At 61.6% G+C, this 19,142-nt stretch carries 16 protein-coding genes; 4 read left to right on the top strand and 12 right to left on the bottom strand.

Features of this window, described 5'->3' with window-relative positions; translation table 11 throughout:
• Window positions 1–86: 86 nt before the first annotated feature.
• A complete protein-coding gene (locus tag GGI48_RS09740) occupies window positions 87–911 on the bottom strand; it encodes an SDR family oxidoreductase (protein WP_047301868.1) in 825 nt (274 codons plus the stop codon).
• Window positions 912–947: 36 nt separating this feature from the next.
• Window positions 948–1,412: a multidrug transporter gene (locus GGI48_RS09735; RefSeq protein ID WP_179598042.1), complete on the bottom strand. Its 465-nt coding sequence runs from the start codon at window positions 1,410–1,412 to the stop codon at window positions 948–950.
• A 423-nt stretch (window positions 1,413–1,835) separates the two neighbouring features.
• Between GGI48_RS09735 and GGI48_RS09730 the strand changes: the two genes are divergently transcribed.
• On the top strand, window positions 1,836–2,315 hold the full coding sequence (locus tag GGI48_RS09730) for a YhfG family protein (protein ID WP_179598040.1): 480 nt from the start codon (window positions 1,836–1,838) through the stop codon (window positions 2,313–2,315).
• 15 nt (window positions 2,316–2,330) lie between these two features.
• Here the strand turns inward: GGI48_RS09730 and GGI48_RS09725 are convergent.
• A protein-coding gene (locus GGI48_RS09725; RefSeq protein ID WP_179598038.1) for an IS3 family transposase occupies window positions 2,331–3,499 on the bottom strand; the annotation gives its coding sequence in 2 pieces (ribosomal slippage) (window positions 2,331–3,238 and window positions 3,238–3,499; 1,170 coding nt in all).
• Between the two features lie 209 nt (window positions 3,500–3,708).
• Here GGI48_RS09725 and GGI48_RS09720 point away from each other — a divergent pair.
• The 3 genes from GGI48_RS09720 to GGI48_RS09710 all read left to right on the top strand — a co-directional run bounded on the left by GGI48_RS09720 (window position 3,709) and on the right by GGI48_RS09710 (window position 6,238).
• Window positions 3,709–4,992, top strand: a complete 1,284-nt coding sequence (locus GGI48_RS09720) for an AAA family ATPase (protein ID WP_179598036.1) — start codon at window positions 3,709–3,711, stop codon at window positions 4,990–4,992.
• Complete coding sequence (locus tag GGI48_RS09715; protein WP_179598034.1) at window positions 4,989–5,573, top strand: hypothetical protein; 585 nt, start codon at window positions 4,989–4,991, stop codon at window positions 5,571–5,573. Before GGI48_RS09720 ends, GGI48_RS09715 begins: the two co-directional genes overlap by 4 nt.
• Window positions 5,574–5,965: 392 nt before the next feature.
• On the top strand, window positions 5,966–6,238 hold the full coding sequence (locus GGI48_RS09710; protein WP_016968509.1) for a DUF3077 domain-containing protein: 273 nt from the start codon (window positions 5,966–5,968) through the stop codon (window positions 6,236–6,238).
• Between the two features lie 305 nt (window positions 6,239–6,543).
• Here GGI48_RS09710 and GGI48_RS09705 read toward each other — a convergent pair whose 3' ends face one another.
• The 9 genes from GGI48_RS09705 to algK all read right to left on the bottom strand — a co-directional run bounded on the left by GGI48_RS09705 (window position 6,544) and on the right by algK (window position 19,139).
• Window positions 6,544–7,995, bottom strand: a complete 1,452-nt coding sequence (locus tag GGI48_RS09705) for a mannose-1-phosphate guanylyltransferase/mannose-6-phosphate isomerase (RefSeq protein WP_047301870.1) — start codon at window positions 7,993–7,995, stop codon at window positions 6,544–6,546.
• Between the two features lie 179 nt (window positions 7,996–8,174).
• Window positions 8,175–8,831: an alginate O-acetyltransferase AlgF gene (locus GGI48_RS09700; RefSeq protein WP_179598032.1), complete on the bottom strand. Its 657-nt coding sequence runs from the start codon at window positions 8,829–8,831 to the stop codon at window positions 8,175–8,177.
• Window positions 8,832–8,847: 16 nt separating this feature from the next.
• Window positions 8,848–10,023, bottom strand: a complete 1,176-nt coding sequence (locus GGI48_RS09695; protein ID WP_179598030.1) for an alginate O-acetyltransferase — start codon at window positions 10,021–10,023, stop codon at window positions 8,848–8,850.
• Between the two features lie 11 nt (window positions 10,024–10,034).
• Window positions 10,035–11,600, bottom strand: coding sequence for an MBOAT family protein (locus GGI48_RS09690; RefSeq protein WP_179598028.1), 1,566 nt, complete (start codon window positions 11,598–11,600; stop codon window positions 10,035–10,037).
• Window positions 11,601–11,811: 211 nt separating this feature from the next.
• A complete protein-coding gene (locus GGI48_RS09685) occupies window positions 11,812–12,936 on the bottom strand; it encodes a mannuronate-specific alginate lyase (RefSeq protein ID WP_179598026.1) in 1,125 nt (374 codons plus the stop codon).
• A gap of 8 nt (window positions 12,937–12,944) precedes the next feature.
• Window positions 12,945–14,405: an alginate O-acetyltransferase gene (locus tag GGI48_RS09680; RefSeq protein WP_179598024.1), complete on the bottom strand. Its 1,461-nt coding sequence runs from the start codon at window positions 14,403–14,405 to the stop codon at window positions 12,945–12,947.
• An 11-nt stretch (window positions 14,406–14,416) separates the two neighbouring features.
• The gene (gene algG, locus GGI48_RS09675) at window positions 14,417–16,018 is read right to left on the bottom strand and encodes a mannuronan 5-epimerase AlgG (RefSeq protein WP_179598022.1); all 1,602 of its coding nucleotides are present in this window, start codon (window positions 16,016–16,018) and stop codon (window positions 14,417–14,419) included.
• On the bottom strand, window positions 16,018–17,472 hold the full coding sequence (locus GGI48_RS09670) for an alginate export family protein (protein WP_179601962.1): 1,455 nt from the start codon (window positions 17,470–17,472) through the stop codon (window positions 16,018–16,020). The genes algG and GGI48_RS09670 overlap by 1 nt, the downstream gene beginning before the upstream one ends.
• A 161-nt stretch (window positions 17,473–17,633) precedes the next feature.
• Window positions 17,634–19,139 carry an alginate biosynthesis TPR repeat lipoprotein AlgK gene (gene algK, locus GGI48_RS09665; RefSeq protein ID WP_179598020.1) on the bottom strand — a complete coding sequence of 502 codons (1,506 nt, stop codon included), beginning with the start codon at window positions 19,137–19,139 and terminating at the stop codon, window positions 17,634–17,636.
• Window positions 19,140–19,142 lie beyond the last annotated feature (3 nt).

The following is a 19,142-nucleotide window of genomic DNA, read 5'->3' as shown; positions in this document are numbered from 1 at the left end:
CAGTAGGAGCTGGCTTGCCAGCGAAGGCGGTCGCAAGGTTTGCACTCGGCTCGCGGTACACCCTGGATGGCTTGCGTGCGTGGGGCTCAGAGCTTGGCGCTCAGGCCAAACCGCTTCATCAGTCCCTTCTCCAGCAACCCCTTGGGCAGCAGGTTGGCCAGCAGCGGCAGGGCGCGACTGCCATTGCCCAGGCGCAGCAGGCGTGGCGGCTTGTCCTGTTGCACGGCCTTGAGCAAGCCGGCGGCAAATTCGCTGGCCGGGGTCGGCTTGTCCTGGGAGGCCTTGGCCCGGGAGCGGATGCCCTCGCGCAGTGGCCACCAGGGCGATTGTTCGTTGAGCAGCTGTTCGGCTTCGTGCCCGGCATTCTTGGCAAAACTTGAAGCAATGGCCCCGGGCTGCACTTCCATGACCCGGATGCCGAACGGCGCCAGTTCCATGCGCAGGGCATCGCTCAAGGCATGCACCGCGGCTTTCGAGGCGCAATAGGCACCGGCAAACGGCGTCACCAGCACCCCGGACACACTGCCGATATTCACCACCAGGCCGCGACTGCGGCGCAGCACCGGGAACATCGCCCGGGTCACCCCGACCACCGAAAATACGTTGGTTTCGAACTGGCGCTGCATGGCTTGCACGCCGCCATCCAGCAGCGGGCCCATGGCGCCGTAGCCGGCATTGTTGATCAGCACATCCAGGCCGCCGTACTGCTGGTTGATCTCCTCGCTCAAGGTGCTCAGGGCCGGGCCATCATTCACATCCAGTTGCACGGCCTTGAAACCGGCGGCTTGCAGAGCGCTGACGTCCTCGGCCTTGCGGGCGGTGGCCAGTACCGTGAAACCGGCGCCCTTGAAGGTGTCCGCCAGGGCGCGGCCGATGCCGCTGGAACAACCGGTGATCAACGCGACGGGCATGGCGCGGTCCTTGTGCTGGGAGAGGGGAGGGGCGAATCAGTCGGAGAAACTACCCTGTAAACGCTCGGCGCGAAACTCCAGGGTTTGCGGACGATAGCCGGGGCGCAGCGGCGGCAGGGGCAAGCAGTCCTGCCAGTTGGCGCCGGCCTGCAACTCGCCGGGGCCACGGTAGCGCGGGGCGCTGTACTGGTTGTCGGCGAGGTTGACCGTATCCCCCGGCGCGTAGGCCGCGACCCGCCAGCGCAGCTCGATCAGCGGCACCTTGTTGCCGTTGTTCAGCTTGACCTGCAATGGACGGTCGGCGGGGCAGTGCTCCGGCGCGTAGGTCAGGCGCAGCTCCAGGCGCGCCAGTTGCTGGGCTTCGCGGTTGTCCAGCCAGACCACCCAGCACGCCACCAGGGCCAGGCCGAACGCGGCGGCCAGGGACACGGGCAGGGCTTTGGCGGGGTAGCGCAGAAGCAGGATCAGCCAGGTAATGACCAGCAGAACGCCGATGAACATGACGCGAGCCTCGGGGAAAAGGAGGGGACATCCTACCTAAGCGTAGGTGGGGTTGGCGATGGAGGAGGGCTGTTGTGGCGTTATCCACAGGCCAGGTTTTGATGGGGGCGTTAGGGACAGCAGAAGGTCTGTCAAAGCGGATTTATGCCGATAGTGGACATCATGTGGTCCACTCTGGTGCCCGCCCGAGCAGGTAGCTGGCATGCTCCGGGGGGCATCTATCCATTCTTGGAACACCTTTACCGGGACTGGAAAATGTTCAGGTTCTCAGGGCTGCAAACATCGAACGAGGCGAATGCTAGCTGAAGGGGTGGGCTCCACTTTCGACGGTGAAGAGTGCTGGTGCCAAGGACGAGACCTGCCCGTGGTGGCGATCTATGAGGTGTATAATCTCCGGGCTTTGGCATCAATCATGGGGCGATGATGGACCTATCACTGCAGCAGATTTTGCAAACTGCACAGGTCAGCGATCTGAAGAAGCTGGGGACGTTTCTTGAGGTCAAACGCTTTGTCGAAACTCAGCTTCATTTGAAGTTAGGGGCAAATGGCTGGAGCTCTTTATCTTTGAAGTTAAAGCGCCTGAGTGCCCTTGCAGAAGAGGGGCGAGAGTGCGAACGCGTGCTTATTGATGCGTTGCCCTATCCGGTTGTGCGCAATGAAGTTTCAAAAAGAATCGGCTTCAGGATGTGCGCCAGGAATGTTGCAGAACTTAGAGGCGCTTTGTCCCTGTTGTCAAAATGCGCTGCTCGTCCTGGGTTTGATCCTTATGAGCGTTTCGAAAAGAACAAGCTTAAAAACTTTGTCAGCAGTTCAAGACTGGAAGGCATAGATATACCGGTCTTCGACGAAAAAGCCTCGTTGGAAAAAATCTTGGCCAAGCATGGAAGACCGTTGAATGGATAAATACGACTGTAGTGGTCAACAATTCCCGGACACATAATTACGTCTTTCTTCCGCAACCGCTGGCGGTACGAAACCGTTGTGCTGATGCGGCCTTGTCCAGTTATACCGCTGCATGAGATAGCGGCCGATGTCCCGCTCGGCCAACGCTGTAGTCATGTAACCCACCGTCGGCACCCACTCTGTTTTCAGGCTACGAAACAGCCGCTCCATGGGCGCGTTGTCGTAGCAATTTCCCCGTCGGCTCATGCTTTGGGTCATCCGATAGCGCCATAGTCGCTGGCGGAAGCCACGACTGCTGTATTGGCTACCCTGGTCGCTGTGGAACAGGACGCCATGCGGCTTGCCTCGTATCTGGTAAGCCCTGTCGAGCGCCTTGATGACCAGATCAGCATCGGGCTTGGCGGACATCGCCCAGCCCACCACTCTGCGGCTGCACAAGTCCAAGACGACGGCCAGGTAATGCCATCGGCCCTGCGTCCAGATATAGGTGATGTCACCGCACCAAACTGTGTTCGGCGTTGCCACGGTGAACTGCCGATTAAGGACATTGGGAATGTCGGGGCGCTCAACCGTGGCCTTCTTGTACGCATGAGAACCAGGCTGCTTGCTGATCAAACTCTGTTCCTTCATCAAACCTCTGACCTTGACGCGTCCGATCTCGATACCTTCATTGCGAAGCATGGCAACGAGACTGCGACTACCGGCTGAGCTACGGCTTTGGTTGAACAGCTCGTTGATGCGGCTGCGCAGGCTCACTCGATACACATCGACACGACGCCGCCGAGCCAGATGGGCGTAGTAACAAGATCGGGGCAGTTCGAAGAGCGAACACAACAGCTGAACAGGGTAGTGCTTGGCCAATTGCCGAATCGACTTCAACGTCTGCGCCCGTGCTCCTCGGCCATCAAGAGCGCAGTGGCCTCCTTTAAGATTTTCTTCTCAAGCTCCAGCCTGTTGATGCGGGCCTGAAGCTCTTGGATCGTCTGCTGCTCTGGCGTGAGCGCCTTGGCGGTGGGCGTGACGCCCCCACGCTCCAGTTGCAACTGGGCGACCCAGCGGCGTAATGCGGTCTCGCCCACGTCGAGGGACTTGGCAGCCTCAGGGCAGCTGTAGCCTTGGTCAAGCACCAAGCTGGCAGCCTCACGCTTGAAGGCGGGGGGGAAGGTACGTCGTTGTCTGCTCATCGAACACCTCTGTATGGCGATCATTCTCGCCTAAAAAGGTGTCCGGTTTCATTAGACCACTACATATCGAGATCAGTAGTCGGCCGCGTCCAGCAGCTTCGATTGAGTTTGTTTTCTCCAAAGATTAAGACCGTTTCGGGATCTATCGTAGATGAGTAGATTTTTTCGCATTAAACTCCCTACCTATCTATCACTCCGAGACCAGACATATGCTGAAGTCCTTGCACCTGAAGGGAGTTGGTCCGGCCAACGAGCTAGGTCCCATCCAATTTTCTGAACGACTAAATTTTATTACTGGCGATAACGGCCTAGGAAAAAGCTTCATCTTGGACACCGCTTGGTGGGTGTTAACTCGAACCTGGGCGAGAGACTCTGTTGCAACCCCTCGCGAGTCATTTAAAACACCAAGCATTAGTTTTGAATACAGCAAGGTCACGGCTGGAAATAAACATGGCGAGATCTTCTTTAAGAACGGTCTCTGGCCACAACCAAAAGCGAGACCTGCAATCCCTGGCGTAGTTATTTATGCCGGTGTCGATGGGAGCTTTTCCGCATGGGACCCTGCCAGGAACTACTGGAGCAACGCAGAGGAAGAACAAGAAGAGAAGATTCGGGCATTCAATTTTACACCAAATGAAGTTTGGTACGGCGCAACGTCGGAGAAGGGCACAAACATCTGCAACGGGCTAATTGCTGATTGGGTGCGCTGGCAACAAATAGCGCCAGATACTACCTTCAAAGAATTGACTAAAGCGCTTGATGCCCTATCACCTTCAGGGTTAGAGAAACTTGAACCAGGACCTCCTAGATACCTAGGGGCAATTGATGAGACTTTATACCCGACCCTTAGAATGCCGTATGGCGAAGATGTTCCTTTAACGCATGCTTCAGCTGGTATGCGCCGCATTGCTGCTCTGGCCTATCTAATTGTATGGACCTGGAGCGGACATCAGCGGGCGTGCAAAATTAGAGGTATAAAGCCTGCAAAAGAAATCATTTTTCTTATTGATGAAATTGAATGCCACCTTCATCCGCAATGGCAAAGGCGAATTGTCCCAGCCCTTTTAGACGTCATGAAAGTCATGACCCGAGAAAAGGTTTCGGTTCAATTAATCGTTGCAACACACTCTCCCTTGGTGCTTGCGTCGGTAGAACCCGCATTTGACGAATCAAAAGACTCTGTATTCCACATTCGTTTGAGCGATGGACAGGCAGTGATTGAACCAGAGGTTTGGGCAAAGCAAGGTGACGTTGTCAACTGGCTAGTATCTGATACTTTTGGGATGCAACAAGCACGATCCGTAGAGGCTGAACGCGCGATTGAAGCTGCCGAGGCATGGATGCGCGGAGAACTCACAGATCTACCTGATAAATTAAATACAGAACGTAAAATTCACAACGAACTTATTCGCGTTCTACCTGGCGGGGACCACTTCTGGCCGCGCTGGATTGTGTGGACAGAGAAAAATAAAACTAAAGGATCGGTAAAGTGATTCCTATCCCTAACCCTATCGAGGAGCCGTCAAAATTTGACGAGCGATGCAGAAAAGCTGGAGCGGCTTGGCTAAAGGATAACCCTAACTGCGAACGCCCGACGGATAAGTGGACACCTTTTCGCCATGCATTAGCCGACGGTTTTTCGAATCGTTGTGCCTTTGGAGCAATGTATATCCCTAGCGGCACTGTTGATCATTTCGTCAGTTGGAAAGAAGATAATTCTCTAGCGTATGAGTGGGCAAACTTTCGATATGTCGAAGGGTGGGTAAATTCCTCGAAAAACAAAAAGGAAGCCTCCCTAGTCCTAGACCCCTTCGTAGTGGGTGAAGGATGGTTCGAAATTTTACTTCCATCAATGCAGCTTGTGGCTACTGATCTTATTCCCGATGAATTTAAAGAACTGGCAAAAAGCACTTTGGAAAAGCTTCCAATCCGAGACGACGAGCGAATACTCCGAGTCCGCCGAGAGTGGTACAGAATGTATGAGGAGGAGGAGCTTACCCTCGAAGGATTGAGAAAAAAGGCCCCTCTTATCGCAGCAGCGGTTGAGAAAAAGAATGCGCAAGATGGTGGCTAATCCTCGCAAATCCAAAGTTGGCCGCAATGGCCTGCTTGTTCTGGCGTGCTACGGCGTGCCGCCATCCTGAACATTCCCAACACCCGTGGCTTGGACATAAACTGCGACGCCTTTGTCGTTGCTCCGTATCGAACCCGGGACTAGCCTTTGAGCGTCGCTGCGAAAGCAGTGATCGGGTTTGGTCGCCCGACTTGATACAGGCGCAACAGCGCCCCTTGACGATTGCAGGCGCTTTTTTTGCGCCCGCATTTCCGTGCAATGGCGGCTGTGCGTGGAAGGGCTTCGGCCCTGCCGGGTTCCTGTATCTCCGGTCGACCAATCCACGCACGGCTGCCACCCATTCGTTTGGTCGCGAACGTGGCAGTCCTCACTTTGATACGGGAGGTTCAACCATGTGCGCTATCAAGACCTCGGGCTTCGTCACCTTCGGTTCCTGTGGTGACGCCGATCAGTCCCTGTTCCGCGTCAATGCCGATGTGCCTTTGCAGCAGGCGCTGGAGCACGCGTCGACCCTGCTGTACTACGCCAAGAAACTCGCCCTGGATGCGGCCATGGAAGACCAGGGCGAGCGCTACGCCTGGGCCGCGCATTTTCTGGCGGAAATGGGCAAGGCGGTGATCGATGACGTGGGATTGGGAATGAAGGAAGAGGTGTTGCAGGCCTGATCGATGTTTCTTGATGGAGGGAGTCGAAAGGGCGCTGCGTCTTCGTGGGAGGGACGCAGCGCTTTTTTGCTTCTTGTAGCCGCTGCCGCAGGCTGCGAACGACCGCGCAGCGGGCGCAGGGGGCTTGAGATCGCTGAAGGTCCTTCGGCCCTTTTCGCAGCCTGCGGCAGCGGCTACAAAAATCCCCCTGTCCAAGTGCCTGCGGATAGGGGACGCAGGCACCTGGAAAGGGGGAGCACAAAGGTCTTGCTAGCACGACTCCCTGCTTTTACTTGCAGCTTGCCGCTTGAAACTTGCCGCTGCGCTTACTGCGCGATGGTTTTCACCGAGACGCCACGTTCCACCGGGGTGGAGCGGCCGTAGATATCTTCAAAGCGCTCGATATCGTCCTCACCCAAATAGCTACCCGATTGCACTTCGATGATCTCCAGCGGGATCTTGCCCGGGTTGCGCAGGCGATGCACCGAGGCAATCGGGATGTAGGTGGACTGGTTCTCGGTGAGCAGGAACACGTTCTCGTCACAGGTGACTTCGGCGGTGCCGCTGACCACGATCCAGTGTTCGGCGCGGTGGTGGTGCATCTGCAGCGACAGGCAGGCCCCCGGCTTGACCGAGATGTGCTTGACCTGGAAGCGCCCGCCCATGTCCACCGAGTCGTAGGAACCCCACGGGCGGTAGACCTCGCAGTGGTTCTGGGTTTCGCTGCGGCCCTGTTCGTTGAGGGTGTTGACCATCTGTTTCACCCCTTGGACCTTGTCCTTGTGGGCAATCATCATGGCGTCCTTGGTTTCCACCACCACGATGTTTTCCAGGCCGATCACCGACACCAGTTTGCCGTTGCCGTGGATCATGCAGTTCTTGCTGTCCTGGATCACCACATCGCCCTTGCTGACGTTGCCGTTGGCGTCCTTTTCATGCACGTCCCACAGCGACGACCAGCAGCCCACATCGCTCCAGCCGGCGCTCAGGGGCACCACGCAGGCGCGCTGGGTCTTTTCCATCACCGCGTAGTCGATGGAGTTGTCCGGGCAGCAGGCGAAGGTGGCTTCGTCGATGGTCACGGTGTCCGGGTCTTGCTGGCTGCGTTCCAGGGTCAAGAGGCAGGTGTCGTAGATGTCCGGGTCGTGTTTCTTCAGTTCTTCGAGGAAGCGGCTGGCGCGGAACAGGAACATGCCGCTGTTCCAGAAGTAGCCGCCGGCCTGGACGAATTCGTTAGCGCGTTTTTCGTCGGGCTTCTCGACGAACTGCGCGACCCGGCTGATGCCTTCCGGCAGCAGGGCGTCGTTGGCGGACTTGATGTAGCCATAGCCGGTTTCCGGCTTGGTCGCCGGGACGCCGAACAGCACCATTTCACCACGCTCGGCGGCCACGGTGGCCAGGGCCAGGGCTCGTTGCAGGGCTTTCTGGTCGTCGAGGACGTGGTCGGCGGGCAGCACCAGCATCAGCTCGTCGCGGCCTTCGTTGACCAGCATCATCGCGGTCAGGGCCACGGCCGGGGCCGTATTGCGGCCGAAGGGTTCCATGAGGATGCGCTGGGATTCGAGTTTACGCGCCGCCAGTTGCTCGTTGACGATGAAGCGGTGGTCCTTGTTGCAGACCACGATCGGGGTATCCATGCCTTCGAATACCAGGCGCTCCAGGGTTTGCTGGAACAGGGTGTGTTCGCCGGTCAGGGCGAGGAATTGCTTGGGGAATTGCTTGCGCGAAAGCGGCCAAAGACGTGAGCCGCTACCACCTGACAAGATCACCGGAATCATGTTGTTACTCCTTCAAACATCGTATGGGTTAGAGCTACTGCGTTCTGTCGTTTCACTCTTGTTTTTGTCTCGGTGTAGCCGCTGCCCAGGTACGAGGCTGCGATGGGCTGCGAAGCGGCCCCTGAGGGCGGTCCTGCGGACCGCGTCGCAGCCTCGGGCCTCGGCAGCGGCTACAGGTCTTAGCGGGTGGAGACGGGGCGTTTCACCCAGACCGGCGACAGGCTGCTGCCGTTGCCGGTGACGTAGAGCACCGCCGCTTCGCCGCGCTCCAGGGCCACGGGCTTGAGGTCGCTGACTTTTTTCTCACCGTCGTACAGGGCGAAGCTGACCTTCACCGGGTTGATTTCGCGCTCGCCGCGGCCTTTGGCGGCCACGGCCTTGACCACGTCGGTCTTGCCGTCGGCGGTCTTCAGGGTCAGGGCCTGGTCACTGAGGTTCTGCACCCGCACCAGGGATTTCTGCTTGTTCTTGAACGGCGGTTCTTCGATCAACTGCGGCTGGCCGCTGGCGTTGTTGACCAGGGTGTAATAGTGATCGGCGGCCAGTTTCACCGGCACGCTCTGGCTGCCCACCTTGGCGGTGTAGTCACCGCCGGGCATGAAGCTGAAGTCGCTGCTGGCCAGGGGCGCGACGTCATTGACGTTGGTGCTGCCCACCGTGGCGCTGACTTCGCTGTTGCTGGCGTTGTACAGGCGCACGAAGGTCGAGCCCTTGGGCGCGGTGGGGCCGTACAGGGCGGCGTCGCCACCGGCGAAGGCCGACAGGGACAGGACGCTCATGCCGGCAGCCAGGGTGATTGCTTGGGCGAGACGACGAGGAGTAGTGATGAAAGTCATGAGTGTTACCTCTTTTTCAGTTTTGCGCCCGGTCGGGCGTCTCGGATTTGGTGTTAACAGCTAGGTTCTGTTGGCGAGCACCGGCTTGCTTGAGTTCTGCGACCCACTGCGGGTCGGCGTCGCCGATTTCGTTGTTCACAGGCAGATAACGTTCAGGGAATTCCCAGATCAGTACCTGGGGCGGGTGGTTCTTGAAGTCGTCGCTTTTCAGGTAGCTGAGCATCGGCAGGATCGGCCCGTGGCCGTCTTCGGCGTAGCTCAGCACGTCGCTGTGCAGGGCCTGTTTCAGGGCGCCGACGAAGTTCCAGTTGGGGTTGGCGCTGTAGCTGGTGCCCACCAGGGTCACTGGCACTTCGTGGTCGGCGAACAGCGCATCGTCGGCGGCCGGCTGTTCCCCGCTGGCGCGGGTCACGCGCTTTTGCAGCGGCTCTGCGGCCGGCATCAGGTTGTCGAACAGCGGGTCCAGGGGCAGGAAGCGCCGCAGGTCGCCCTGGTGCTTCACCGTCTCTTGGGTCTCGGTGACGAAACGTTGTGGCGGGCCGCTGAGCGGGGCCTTGGTGGCAATGGCCTGGGCCAACTGGCGGGCGACGACTTCGGCGCCGGCCGGGGTCCAGTGGGTGTCGGTGCGCAGGAACACTGGCTGGCCCTGTTGCTTGGCCTGTTGCAGGGGCCCCAGCAGGTCGGGGGCGAGAATCTTGTCGGCGGCGACCCGGGCGTGGAAGTCCTGGTAGAGGTTGGCGTGGATCCGTGCCGGGCGCACTTCGTCCAGGTGTTCCGGATACAGCCGGGCCTTGGCCGGGACGATGGCCATCACCAGTTTCACCCCGTGCGCCTTCAAGGTCTGGCGCACGCCTTCCACCAGGGCGTAATTGCCCTGCAGATTGAGCTCCTCGTTGACCACCGGGTTGAACTCTTCATCGCTGTACAGCCACTGGTCGCGGCCCAGCACCACCCCGGGGCGGCCTTCGTTGAACAGCTTGAAGTCCAGGGCGGCCCACAGGTTGGTGCCCAGACGCTTGATCGGGAACTGGTCGTCGTAGTGGGTTTCCACCGCCTTGGCCCAGCGCCCGTTGAGCACGGTGGCGTCGTTGTTGGTGCGCAAATCGAAGAAGCTGCGCACCGACCACAGCCCCAGCACCAGCAGGGTCAGCAGGAACAGGGCGATGTAGAACACACGTAATGAGCGGGTCATGGGTAGATCCCTCAGAACTGGAAGTAAAGGAACGGCGAGAAGCTTTGCGCCGAGAGTTTGAGAATCGAGGCAATGAACAGCAGCAGCACCAGGGCGCGCATGGCGTAGCGCGACCAGTCGGCGCTCCAGTAGGCCGGCTGCACCTGGGCCTCGGTGCCGACGATGTAGCCCGGCTGGTGAATGCTGCCGGGCTTGTCCCCGGGCACCGCCTTGATCAGGCCGGGCTGGGCGCTGGCCGGGCCGTCGGCGGGGCTGTCGACTTCAGGCTTGGCCTTGACCGGCGCCGGGTTGCGGTACAGGTCACGCAGGCCGAAGAACGCCAGGGTGGCGTAGGCCAGGATCAGGGTCGCCACTTGCAGGCCGGTGAGGCTGGCGCGGTTGAGTTCCGACAGCGACCAGTCGCCGAAGCTGAACATCGCGCCATACATGCGCCCGGCCACGTGCAGGTTCTCGGCGCGGAAGATCACCCAGCCCATCACCACCAGCAGGAAGGTCAGGGCCCAGCGGATCGGGTTCAGGCTGCGTGGGGTGGTGTTGATGCCCAGGGCCTTTTCGATGGCCAGCCACATGCCGTGCCAGGCGCCCCAGACGATGTAGGTGAAGTTGGCGCCGTGCCACAGGCCGCCCAGGAGCATGGTCAAAAACAGGTTGCGGTAGGTGATCAGGGTGCCTTTGCGGTTGCCGCCCAGGGTGATGTACAGGTAGTCCCGCAGCCAGGTAGAGAGGCTGATGTGCCAGCGCCGCCAGAACTCGGTGATCGACTGGCTGATGTAGGGCTGCTTGAAGTTTTCCATGAAGCGAAAGCCCATCATCAAGCCCAGGCCGATGGCCATGTCGCTGTAGCCGGAGAAGTCGAAATACAGCTGCGCGGTGTAGGCCAGGGCGCCGAGCCAGGCATCGCCCGTGGTGGGGTTGTGCAGGGCGAAGCAATGGTCGGCGACCACCGCCAGGGTGTCGGCGATGAACACCTTCTTGATGAAACCCTGCATGAACCGCGTGCAGCCTTCGGAGAACTTGTCCAGGGTGTGGGTACGGTGGTTGAACTGCTCCGCCAGGTCGCGAAAGCGCAGCACGGGGCCGGCGATCAGGTGCGGGAAGATCGCCACGAACGCCGCGAAGTCGATCAGGTTGCGGGTGGCCGGGGTGTCGCCGCGGTAGACGTCGATGATGTAGCTGATGGACTCGAAGATGTAGAACGAGATGCCGATCGGCAGCAGCACGTGGGTCAGGATGAACGGCTCAAGCCCCATGGAGGCCATGATGGCGTTGATGCTGTCGACGCCGAAGTTGGCGTACTTGAAGTAGCCGAGGATGCACAGGTCCACCGCCACCCCCAGCAGCAGCCAGCGCTGGGCGGGTCGGGTGCGCACACCGGCGGCGCCGACTTTCAGGCCGATCCAGTAGTTCCACAGGGTGACCCCGGCGAACAGCGCCAGGAAGTCCACGCGCCACCAGGCATAGAACACATAGCTGGCGATCAGCAGCAGCAAGTTGCGATAGCGTTGCCCGCTCAAGTAGTACAAGCCGAGAAAGATCGGCAGGAACAGGAACAGGAACACATTGGATGAGAAAACCATCCCGATCTCTCCATGTTTAACCAATAGTCAGAGGCCGGAGCCCCCCCAAACCCCCCACTGAAAAAACCGTGGGAGGCGTACTGCATTGATGACGCTCTCTGTAGCCGCTGCCGAGGTACGAGGCTGCGATGGGCTGCGAAGCGGCCCCTGGGGGCGGTCCTGCGGACCGCGTCGCAGCCTCGTGCCTCGGCAGCGGCTACAGGTTCAGGTGCTACGGGTTTGTGCTGCCTTTTTCGTGGGCCGGGTCGTAGACCTTGGTCAGGTCGCCACCCAGGCGGAAAGTCTTGAACGGCTGCATCTTGTGCTTGCGCTCCAATGTCTCTGGAGCGCAGGTGTAGAGGCTGCAGTAGGGTTCCAGCCAGGCGAATTTCGAGTCGACCTTGAGGTCGGTCATGTCCTGGGCCTTGCCGTTTTTCTGCTCGAAAAGCTCCGGGTCCTTGACCCCGGCCAGCACCCGTTCGCCCAGGCGCTTGAGCGCGCTGTTGTTCTCCTGGCGCAGGTCGACGCCGTTGACCTGGGCGAAGCTGGCGATCATCGCCAAAGGCGGCAGGGCGTAGTTGTGGTAGGCCAGGGCCCGCTGCTGGCGCTTGAGTTCGTTGGGCAAGAAGCCGTCGGCATCGACCTGGTTGGCGCCGACCTTGTATTCCTTGACCGTCCAGTCGAACAGGTCGCGGCGGTTGGTGGCCACGGCGGTGGCCATCACCGACCAGGCGGCCCAGTAGGAGTGGTTGTTGGTCTTGTCCAGGGGCAGGTTGTCCCAGTCGCTGACCACCTGGTCGGCCATCTTGCTGAACCAGGCTTCGATCTTCTGTGCCTGTTCCTGGTGGGTGGCCAGGGGGTGGGAGTCGGAGAACTTCAGCCGCAGGTAGGCCGAGGCCATGCTGCCCAGGGCCCATTTGCGCATCGACTTGCCGGTGTGGTTGAAGTCCTTGGACATCAGCGCGTCGGCCTGGGCCCAGGCGCTGAGCCAGGCAAGGGTGCAGTCCAGCTGTTCCGGGCGGCCGTCGCGCATGAACTGCATGACCCGTTTGCTGGTGCCGCGCTCGATCTTGGTGATGTCGGCGGTGGTGTCGCGAAAGGCCTGTTCGGACTGCACGTTGAGGGTGGCCCGGGCCTTGTCCGAGCCTTCGTACTTGCTGCGAAACTGCAGGGCGCCGGTGTAGGGCGTGGGCATGGCGTCGCAGCCTTCGCTGTGGTCACCGCTCTTGAACTTGTCCACCGGGGCGTAATAGCCCTGGGGCGGGCGCAGCGGCGCGGCGGCCTGGGCGCTGCCGGTGACCATGGCCAGCCCCAGCAGGCTGGGTATCAACAAGCGTTTCAAGTCTGTGCTTTGCATAGGTAACCTCATTGCCCGATCTGCGCGGTGCGTTGCTCGGCGCTCGGGAATACGTTGCGTTTGCAAATTTTCGCTTCGACCTTCTGCCCCGCAGTGCCCGCTTCCGGGCCCTGGATCTCGACCGCCAGCAGGTTCTGCGTGGCCCAGTCTTCATCGGTGCGCAGTTCGAAGGCGAAGCGCCCGTCGGTGTCGGACGTTTCCGGTTTTTCGATCTTTATGTCCTCGTGGCGGCCGTTCATGTACCAGAGGGTGGCTTGCAGGGTTTTCACCGAGGTGTCGGCGAAGCGGATGTCGACCTGATGGCCGCTGTTGCGCAGGTCCAGGTTCTTGCTGTTGACCAGCAGTTCGTTCTTGCCCGGCTTGAGGGTGGTGCTGGCGCTCATCTGCGCGTCCTTGCCTTCGCAGCCGTTGTCCAGCAGGGCCATCATCTGCCGGTAGATGGTTTCCTGGTCCAGGCGGTACAGCGGCGAGAATTCCCAGATCAGGATCTTCGGCGGGCTCTTCTGGAATTCGTCGCTGCCCAGGTATTGCAGCATCGAGCCTTCCAGGCCACCGCCGGGGAAGGCGACGTTGAGAATGTCGGCGCCGATGGCCTCTTCGAGGAAGCCGGCGAAGTTGTAGTTCTTGCCGCTGTGGCTGGTGCCCACCAGGGTGATCTGCGGGTTGCCGGAATCACCGAACAGGTCGCCGTCGCCGGCCTCGCCCTTGGGCTCGGTGGTGAACTGGTCCATGTACTGGATGGCGTAGCTGGTGCCGCACAGCTGGCCGGCCATGTTGTGCAGGGTGCCGGTCTTGCCCATGCGCCCGGACTTGTGGGTTTCGAATTCACGCCGCGGAATGTCGGCGAACGCTGGCAGTTGCTTGACCTTGTCGGCGACGATCTTCGCCGTGCGCTGGGCGCCATAAGGGGTCCAGTGCTGGTCGCCGCGGAAGTAGAAGTCGTGGGCCGGCAGGGTTTCTGGCAGTTGTTCGTTGGTCAGCGGCGACAGGTCCGGCACCACGTAGCCCATCTGCGCGAAGCGCCCGAGCATGGCCTTGTAGTTGCTCAGCGCCTTGTCGTAGTCGAAGCGGGCTTTCTCCGCCGGGTTGAGCTTGTTGCGGTTCACCAGGCCGCGAGTCGGCTGATAGACCAGCACCAGTTCCACGCCCTTGCTCTTGAAGGCTTGGTGCAACTGCTTGAGGCGGCGGTAGCCCTCGGGCGTGGTGTCAAATTCGGTGCGCAAATCTTCCTGGGTGCGGAACAGCCAGTCGCCCTGGGCTTGTACCAGGGTGGTGAAGTTCTGCTGGTAGCGGGTCACGTAGTTCTTCGCATCGTGGGCGGCCGGGCACAGGTTGCAGCACGGCTCGGCCTTGAAGCTGGGGGCGGCGCTCGGCGCGCTGGCCCCGTCGGCGCGGGCGCCAGCGCTGGCGGCGAGAAGCCCCGCGGTCAGGGCCGACAGGCCCAGGAGTTTGATCCAGTGTGGGTGCATGCAAGTCATCCTCAATCGCGCAATTCGGTCTGGCGTTCGACGGGGTCGATCAGCACGGCCTTCTGCTGGCGCACCAGCAGGTCGAGAATTTCATCCTGGCGCTCGCCCAGGACCCCGGAGAAGCTGATGCCGCTGCTTTTGGTCGGCGCCAGCATCGACACCCGGTACAGCTCCACGCTCAGCGGCGAGTCGATGGACATCGGCCCGCTGCCGTTGGCCGCCAGCTCGCCACCGACCACGATCAGCGAAACCTGGGCGTCGAACGGGTCGAGCTTGATGTCGCGGTCGGTGTCGGAGAGGTCCTTGATGTGGCCGAAGACCCCGGTCAGGCCGTTGGCCATGGCGATGTTTTCGTAGAGGCGGATGTTCACGCTGTTGCGAATGCGGATGCCGTGGCGGCGGTTGCTGATCACCTTGTTGGCGTAGATCAGGTTGTCGGCACTCTCGTAGAGGGTGATGCCGTCGCTGTGGTTGCGGTAGATCTCGTTGTAGGCGATCAGGTTGTTGACGCTGTTACGGTCGATCACCAGCCCCGAGAGGTGGTTGTCGTAACTGCGGTTGTTGAAGATGAAGCTGTCGTTCACCTCCCGGGAAATGATGATGCCGTGCTTCTTCTTGGTGCCGTGGACGGTGTTGTCGGCAATGATCAGGCCGTGGGAGCGGTCGTGGGGGTCGATGCCGTAGACGATGTTGTCCTTGTAGGTGTTGCCCTTGAGCACAAAATCCCGGGTTTCGTAGCAGTAGAAGCCGTACCACATGTCCGAGAAGGTCGAGCCGATGATCCAGCCGGTGGGCTCGGGGCGCTTGAGCACCTTGGCCATGTTCGGCGTGTACTGGGAAATGCTCACCCCGTAGGACTTGGAGTTGGCGTAGCCGAAGCTGGCCATCTGGCTGTTGACGATGTAAGTCTCGGTGCCGCCCCAGGCCAGCAGGAACGGGCGGAATTCCTTGGGCGAACGGAAGGTCGCCGGGCCGTTGTCCTGTTCGCGCCAGCCGGTGACCTGGGTGTCACGCACGAACAGCTGGCCGTCGTTGACCAGGAACGAGCCGCCTTCCTGGGACAGGCGCAGCTCCCGGGTCTGTTTGTCGATTTCGAGAATGCCGTGGCGGCCGACGACGATCGGCACGCGGGCCAGGTAGACCCCGGGCGCAGTCTCGCTGATGTACTGCTTGGGCAGTTTCTTGGCCAGGTCCTTGAGGTTGATGTAACCGTCGTCGATAAAGATCGCCTGGGGGATGCCGTGCTGGCGCACCACCCATTCGGCCATCTTGTTGTCGCCGCCGATAAAGTCCTTCAGGGCGTCTTCCTGCATCATCCGGCGCACGCTGATCTTGCCCGGCTGGCTGCGCACGATCTTTGCCGCGACGGCTTCGGCGGTGTAGCCGGATAGGTCCGGCAGGGTCGGCTTGGCCAGGGCCAGGGGTTCGGTGGGCGCGCTGCTGACGGTGTAGGTCTTGGCCTGCTGCAGGCCCTTGGCGACGATCGGCGCCTTGGCCGTTTCGACGCTGGCGAAGGCGGCGCTGCTGGCCAGCAGCAGGGCGCCGGCCAGCAGGCTCAGGCGGCGGTGGTGAGGGTAGTAGTTCATCGTGGGGACTCCCTTCGCGGCGTGCATCAGAAGCGCCAGATCACGTCGATAAAGGCGCGGTGCATGTAGGAGTCGACCTCTTTGCCGTAGGCGTCGCCGGGCTTGAATACGCCACCGCGAAACCGCACCAGGGCCGAGGGTTCGTCGATCGACTGGCTCAGGGCCGCGGGCAACAGGCCTTGCTTGAAGTACTTGGTGACCACCAGGTCCAGCTCCTGGCCGAGGTCCTTCTTGCCGTCCTGCAGCGGCAGCGCGGTGCTGGAGAGCAGGTTGCCGTTGCCGTCATAGTCGTTGTCCACGGCGTTGATGCCGTTGCTGCCCACCGGCTTATTGCCGTCCACGCGCCAGAACTTGTGGTAGATCAGGCTGGCGTCGTATTCATCGTTGAGCATCCAGGAGCCGAACAGGGTGGCGGTCTGCATGTTGTTCATTTCGCCGCGAAAGGCTTCGCCGAAACGGTGCACCCGGGAGCGGGTGCCGGTGTAGTTGGAGCGGTTGCTTTCCAGGCCGTTCTGCTCGTACTCGGCGCTGGCCCGGGCGTAGGCCGCGCCCACTTGCCAGTTCGGGTCCAGGCGCAGGCGCACGCCCAGGTCGGTGGCCCAGCCGTCGAGGTTGTCGCCGCGCTTGGCCTGGGCTGGGCGGCTGCCGTCGGCGTTCAGCGGGTTGACCGTGTCGCGGTCGCCGCGCATGCCGGTGAGGCTGGCCCAGTAGTTGACGGTATTGGTGTTGCGAAAGTTGTAGGCGTCGCTGTTGGCTTGCAGGCCGAGCCAGGTCAGGTCGCCGTTCTGCTTCTTGTCCAGCGGGTCGCTGGCCACGCCGGGCTGGGCATAGTCGAGCTTGCCGTCGTCGTGGGTGTGGTGGGCGCGGATGCCCACCCACTGGCCGGGCGTCCACTGGTAGGCGGCGTCGGCGTACAGGTGCAGGCGGTCCTTGTCCTTGGGCGCCAGTTCCTTGAGGTCGGTGCGGTATTCGCTGAAGCGCTCGGCGGCGCCGACGTTGGCCCGCAGCAGGGTGGTATCGAAGGTCCAGTTCAGCGCCTCGATATTGGTGTCGCGCCACTGGCCGTCGTCGTTGCGCAGGCGCTGGCGGCCGAACTTCAACTGCTCGCCGGGGTAGGCGGTGAAGCCGCTGTAGCCGACCCAGAACTCGCGCATGGCCAGGTAGCTCTTCTGGGTCTTGCGGTCATCGTTGCTGGACTGCTGGCTGGCGTCGTCGCCGGACTGTTGCAGGGTGTCGGTTTCGATCACGTCGCTGGCGGTCACAGCCTGGCCCATGGCGTAGGCGCTCCAGTTGCCGCTTTCGCCATAGACCCAGGGCCGCAGGTCGAGGCCGATGCCGTTGACGTCGCCGCCGCGCTGGGTGCCCAGGTCGCGATCATCTTCGGACTGGCCGGTGATCTTCACTTCCAGGCCGAAGTTCCGGGTGTCGGTGAGGGCGGCCAGGGTCGGGTTGGACCAGAGCATGGCAAAACCCAGGGCCATGCCCAGTTTCGACAGGCACAAGCGCTTGCCTGTGATTGTGGCGGCGGGGTGTGCCCGGTCGCGCAGCGGCCGCGATTTGCGAGGGCTGGCGTGGCGAGCGCTTCGCGCTCGGTCGCAGCCTGCGGCAGCGGCTACAGGGTTTGTGTTGTATGGGCTGAGCTTCATAGGGATTCCTCGCCGTCTTCTTCCTGCAGGGCGTGCAGTTGCAGCGTGTTCTGGGTCAGGGCGCCACGCACCGCCTGTTCCTGTTGCAGCAGGCGCTGGGCTTCGGCGCGCTGGCCGGGGGGCAGTTGTTGTTCCAGCTGCTGGGCCAGTTCGTTGGCCTGGGGCGTGTCCTGGACCTTGGCCAGCTGGCTGAAGACGTAGGCGTTGACTGGGTTGGGCTGGGTGCCGCGGCCCTGGGAGAACAACTGGGCAATGGCGAAGTCGGCGCTGTTCTGGCCGTTGCGCGCGGCGCTCAGCAGGTGGTCCAGGGCTTTTTGCGGGTAGACCTGGCCCAGGTAGCCACGGCGGTAGATCTGCCCCAGGTAGTAGTCGGCGGCGACTTCCCGGCCCACGGCTTGCTGGAAATGCGCCTCGGCCACTTTCGCGTCCGCCGGCACCCACTTGCCTTCGTAGTAGAGCTTGCCCAGCAGCAGTTCGGCCCGGGGCTGGTCGGCGGCGCGGCCGTTGTCCAGGTATTCCATCATCTGCTCGACGTCGCCCAGCTCGGGGAAGTCGTAGAGCAGTTGCGCCAGGCTGACCCAGGATGCCGGGTAGCCGGGGGCGACCTGTTCCAGCAGGGCCTGGGCGGTCTTTTCGTCGGGCTTGCCGAGGCTGGCATCGCCCAGCACCCGGGCCACGCTGTCGACCCGTTGGGCGCTGACGCTGCCACGGCTGTAGCCGGCCTGTAGTTGCTTGATCAGCTCGGCCTGCTGCTCTGGCTGGCCGCGCTTTTGATAAACGGTGGCCAGTTCGACGTAGCAGATGTCGCTGCTGTTGAGGGCGGCCTTGCAGATGCTTTCCACCTCGGCCAGGTGCTGGTCGTAGCTGCCCTGGGTGCGGTACAGCAGGACCTGGGCCAGACCGGCTTCCGGGTAGCCGGCGGCGCGCCATTGGCTGATCTGCTGCTGGGCGTTGATGTTGGGGAAGCTGTGGGGGTATTGCAGGTACAGCATCGCCAGGGGAATCAGGGTGTTGCCTTCACCGTTGGCAAAGGCTTTTTTCAACAGGCCTTCGGCTTCGTGCTGCTCGGCCTCGGTGGAACCGGGCTTGGCCACCAGCAGGCGGCCCAGGCGCGCCTGGGCCCGGGGCGAAGTATCGGCCGCAGCGCGGTAGGTGGCCTCGGCCTGCTGGATCTGCGCCGGGTCGCGGCTTTCCACCTGGATGTCGGCCAGGCCCACTTGCGCTTCGCTGTAGCCCAGGTCCGCCAGTTGGCGGTAGTTCTGCTGGGCCAGGGCGGTGTCGCCGCGCTTCAGGGCTTCGTTGGCCAGGCGCTGGTCCGGCAGGCCGGCGCAACCGGCCAGGCTCAGGGCCAGCGCCAGGGAGCACAGGGCCAGATGGCGGCGGCCTTGCGAGCTTTCGCGAGCAAGCTCGCTCCTACAGGGGGCGGCGGTGTTCTGGCAGGCGCGAGCTTGCTCGCGATCGAGTGCGCAGCATTCGCCAATGAAAAGGCTAGTCACAGGCATGTC

This window comes from Pseudomonas protegens, from assembly GCF_013407925.2.
In the GTDB taxonomy this organism is placed as follows: Bacteria; Pseudomonadota; Gammaproteobacteria; order Pseudomonadales; family Pseudomonadaceae; genus Aquipseudomonas; species Aquipseudomonas fluorescens_AP.
This window is presented reverse-complemented; position numbering and strand designations above follow the sequence as displayed.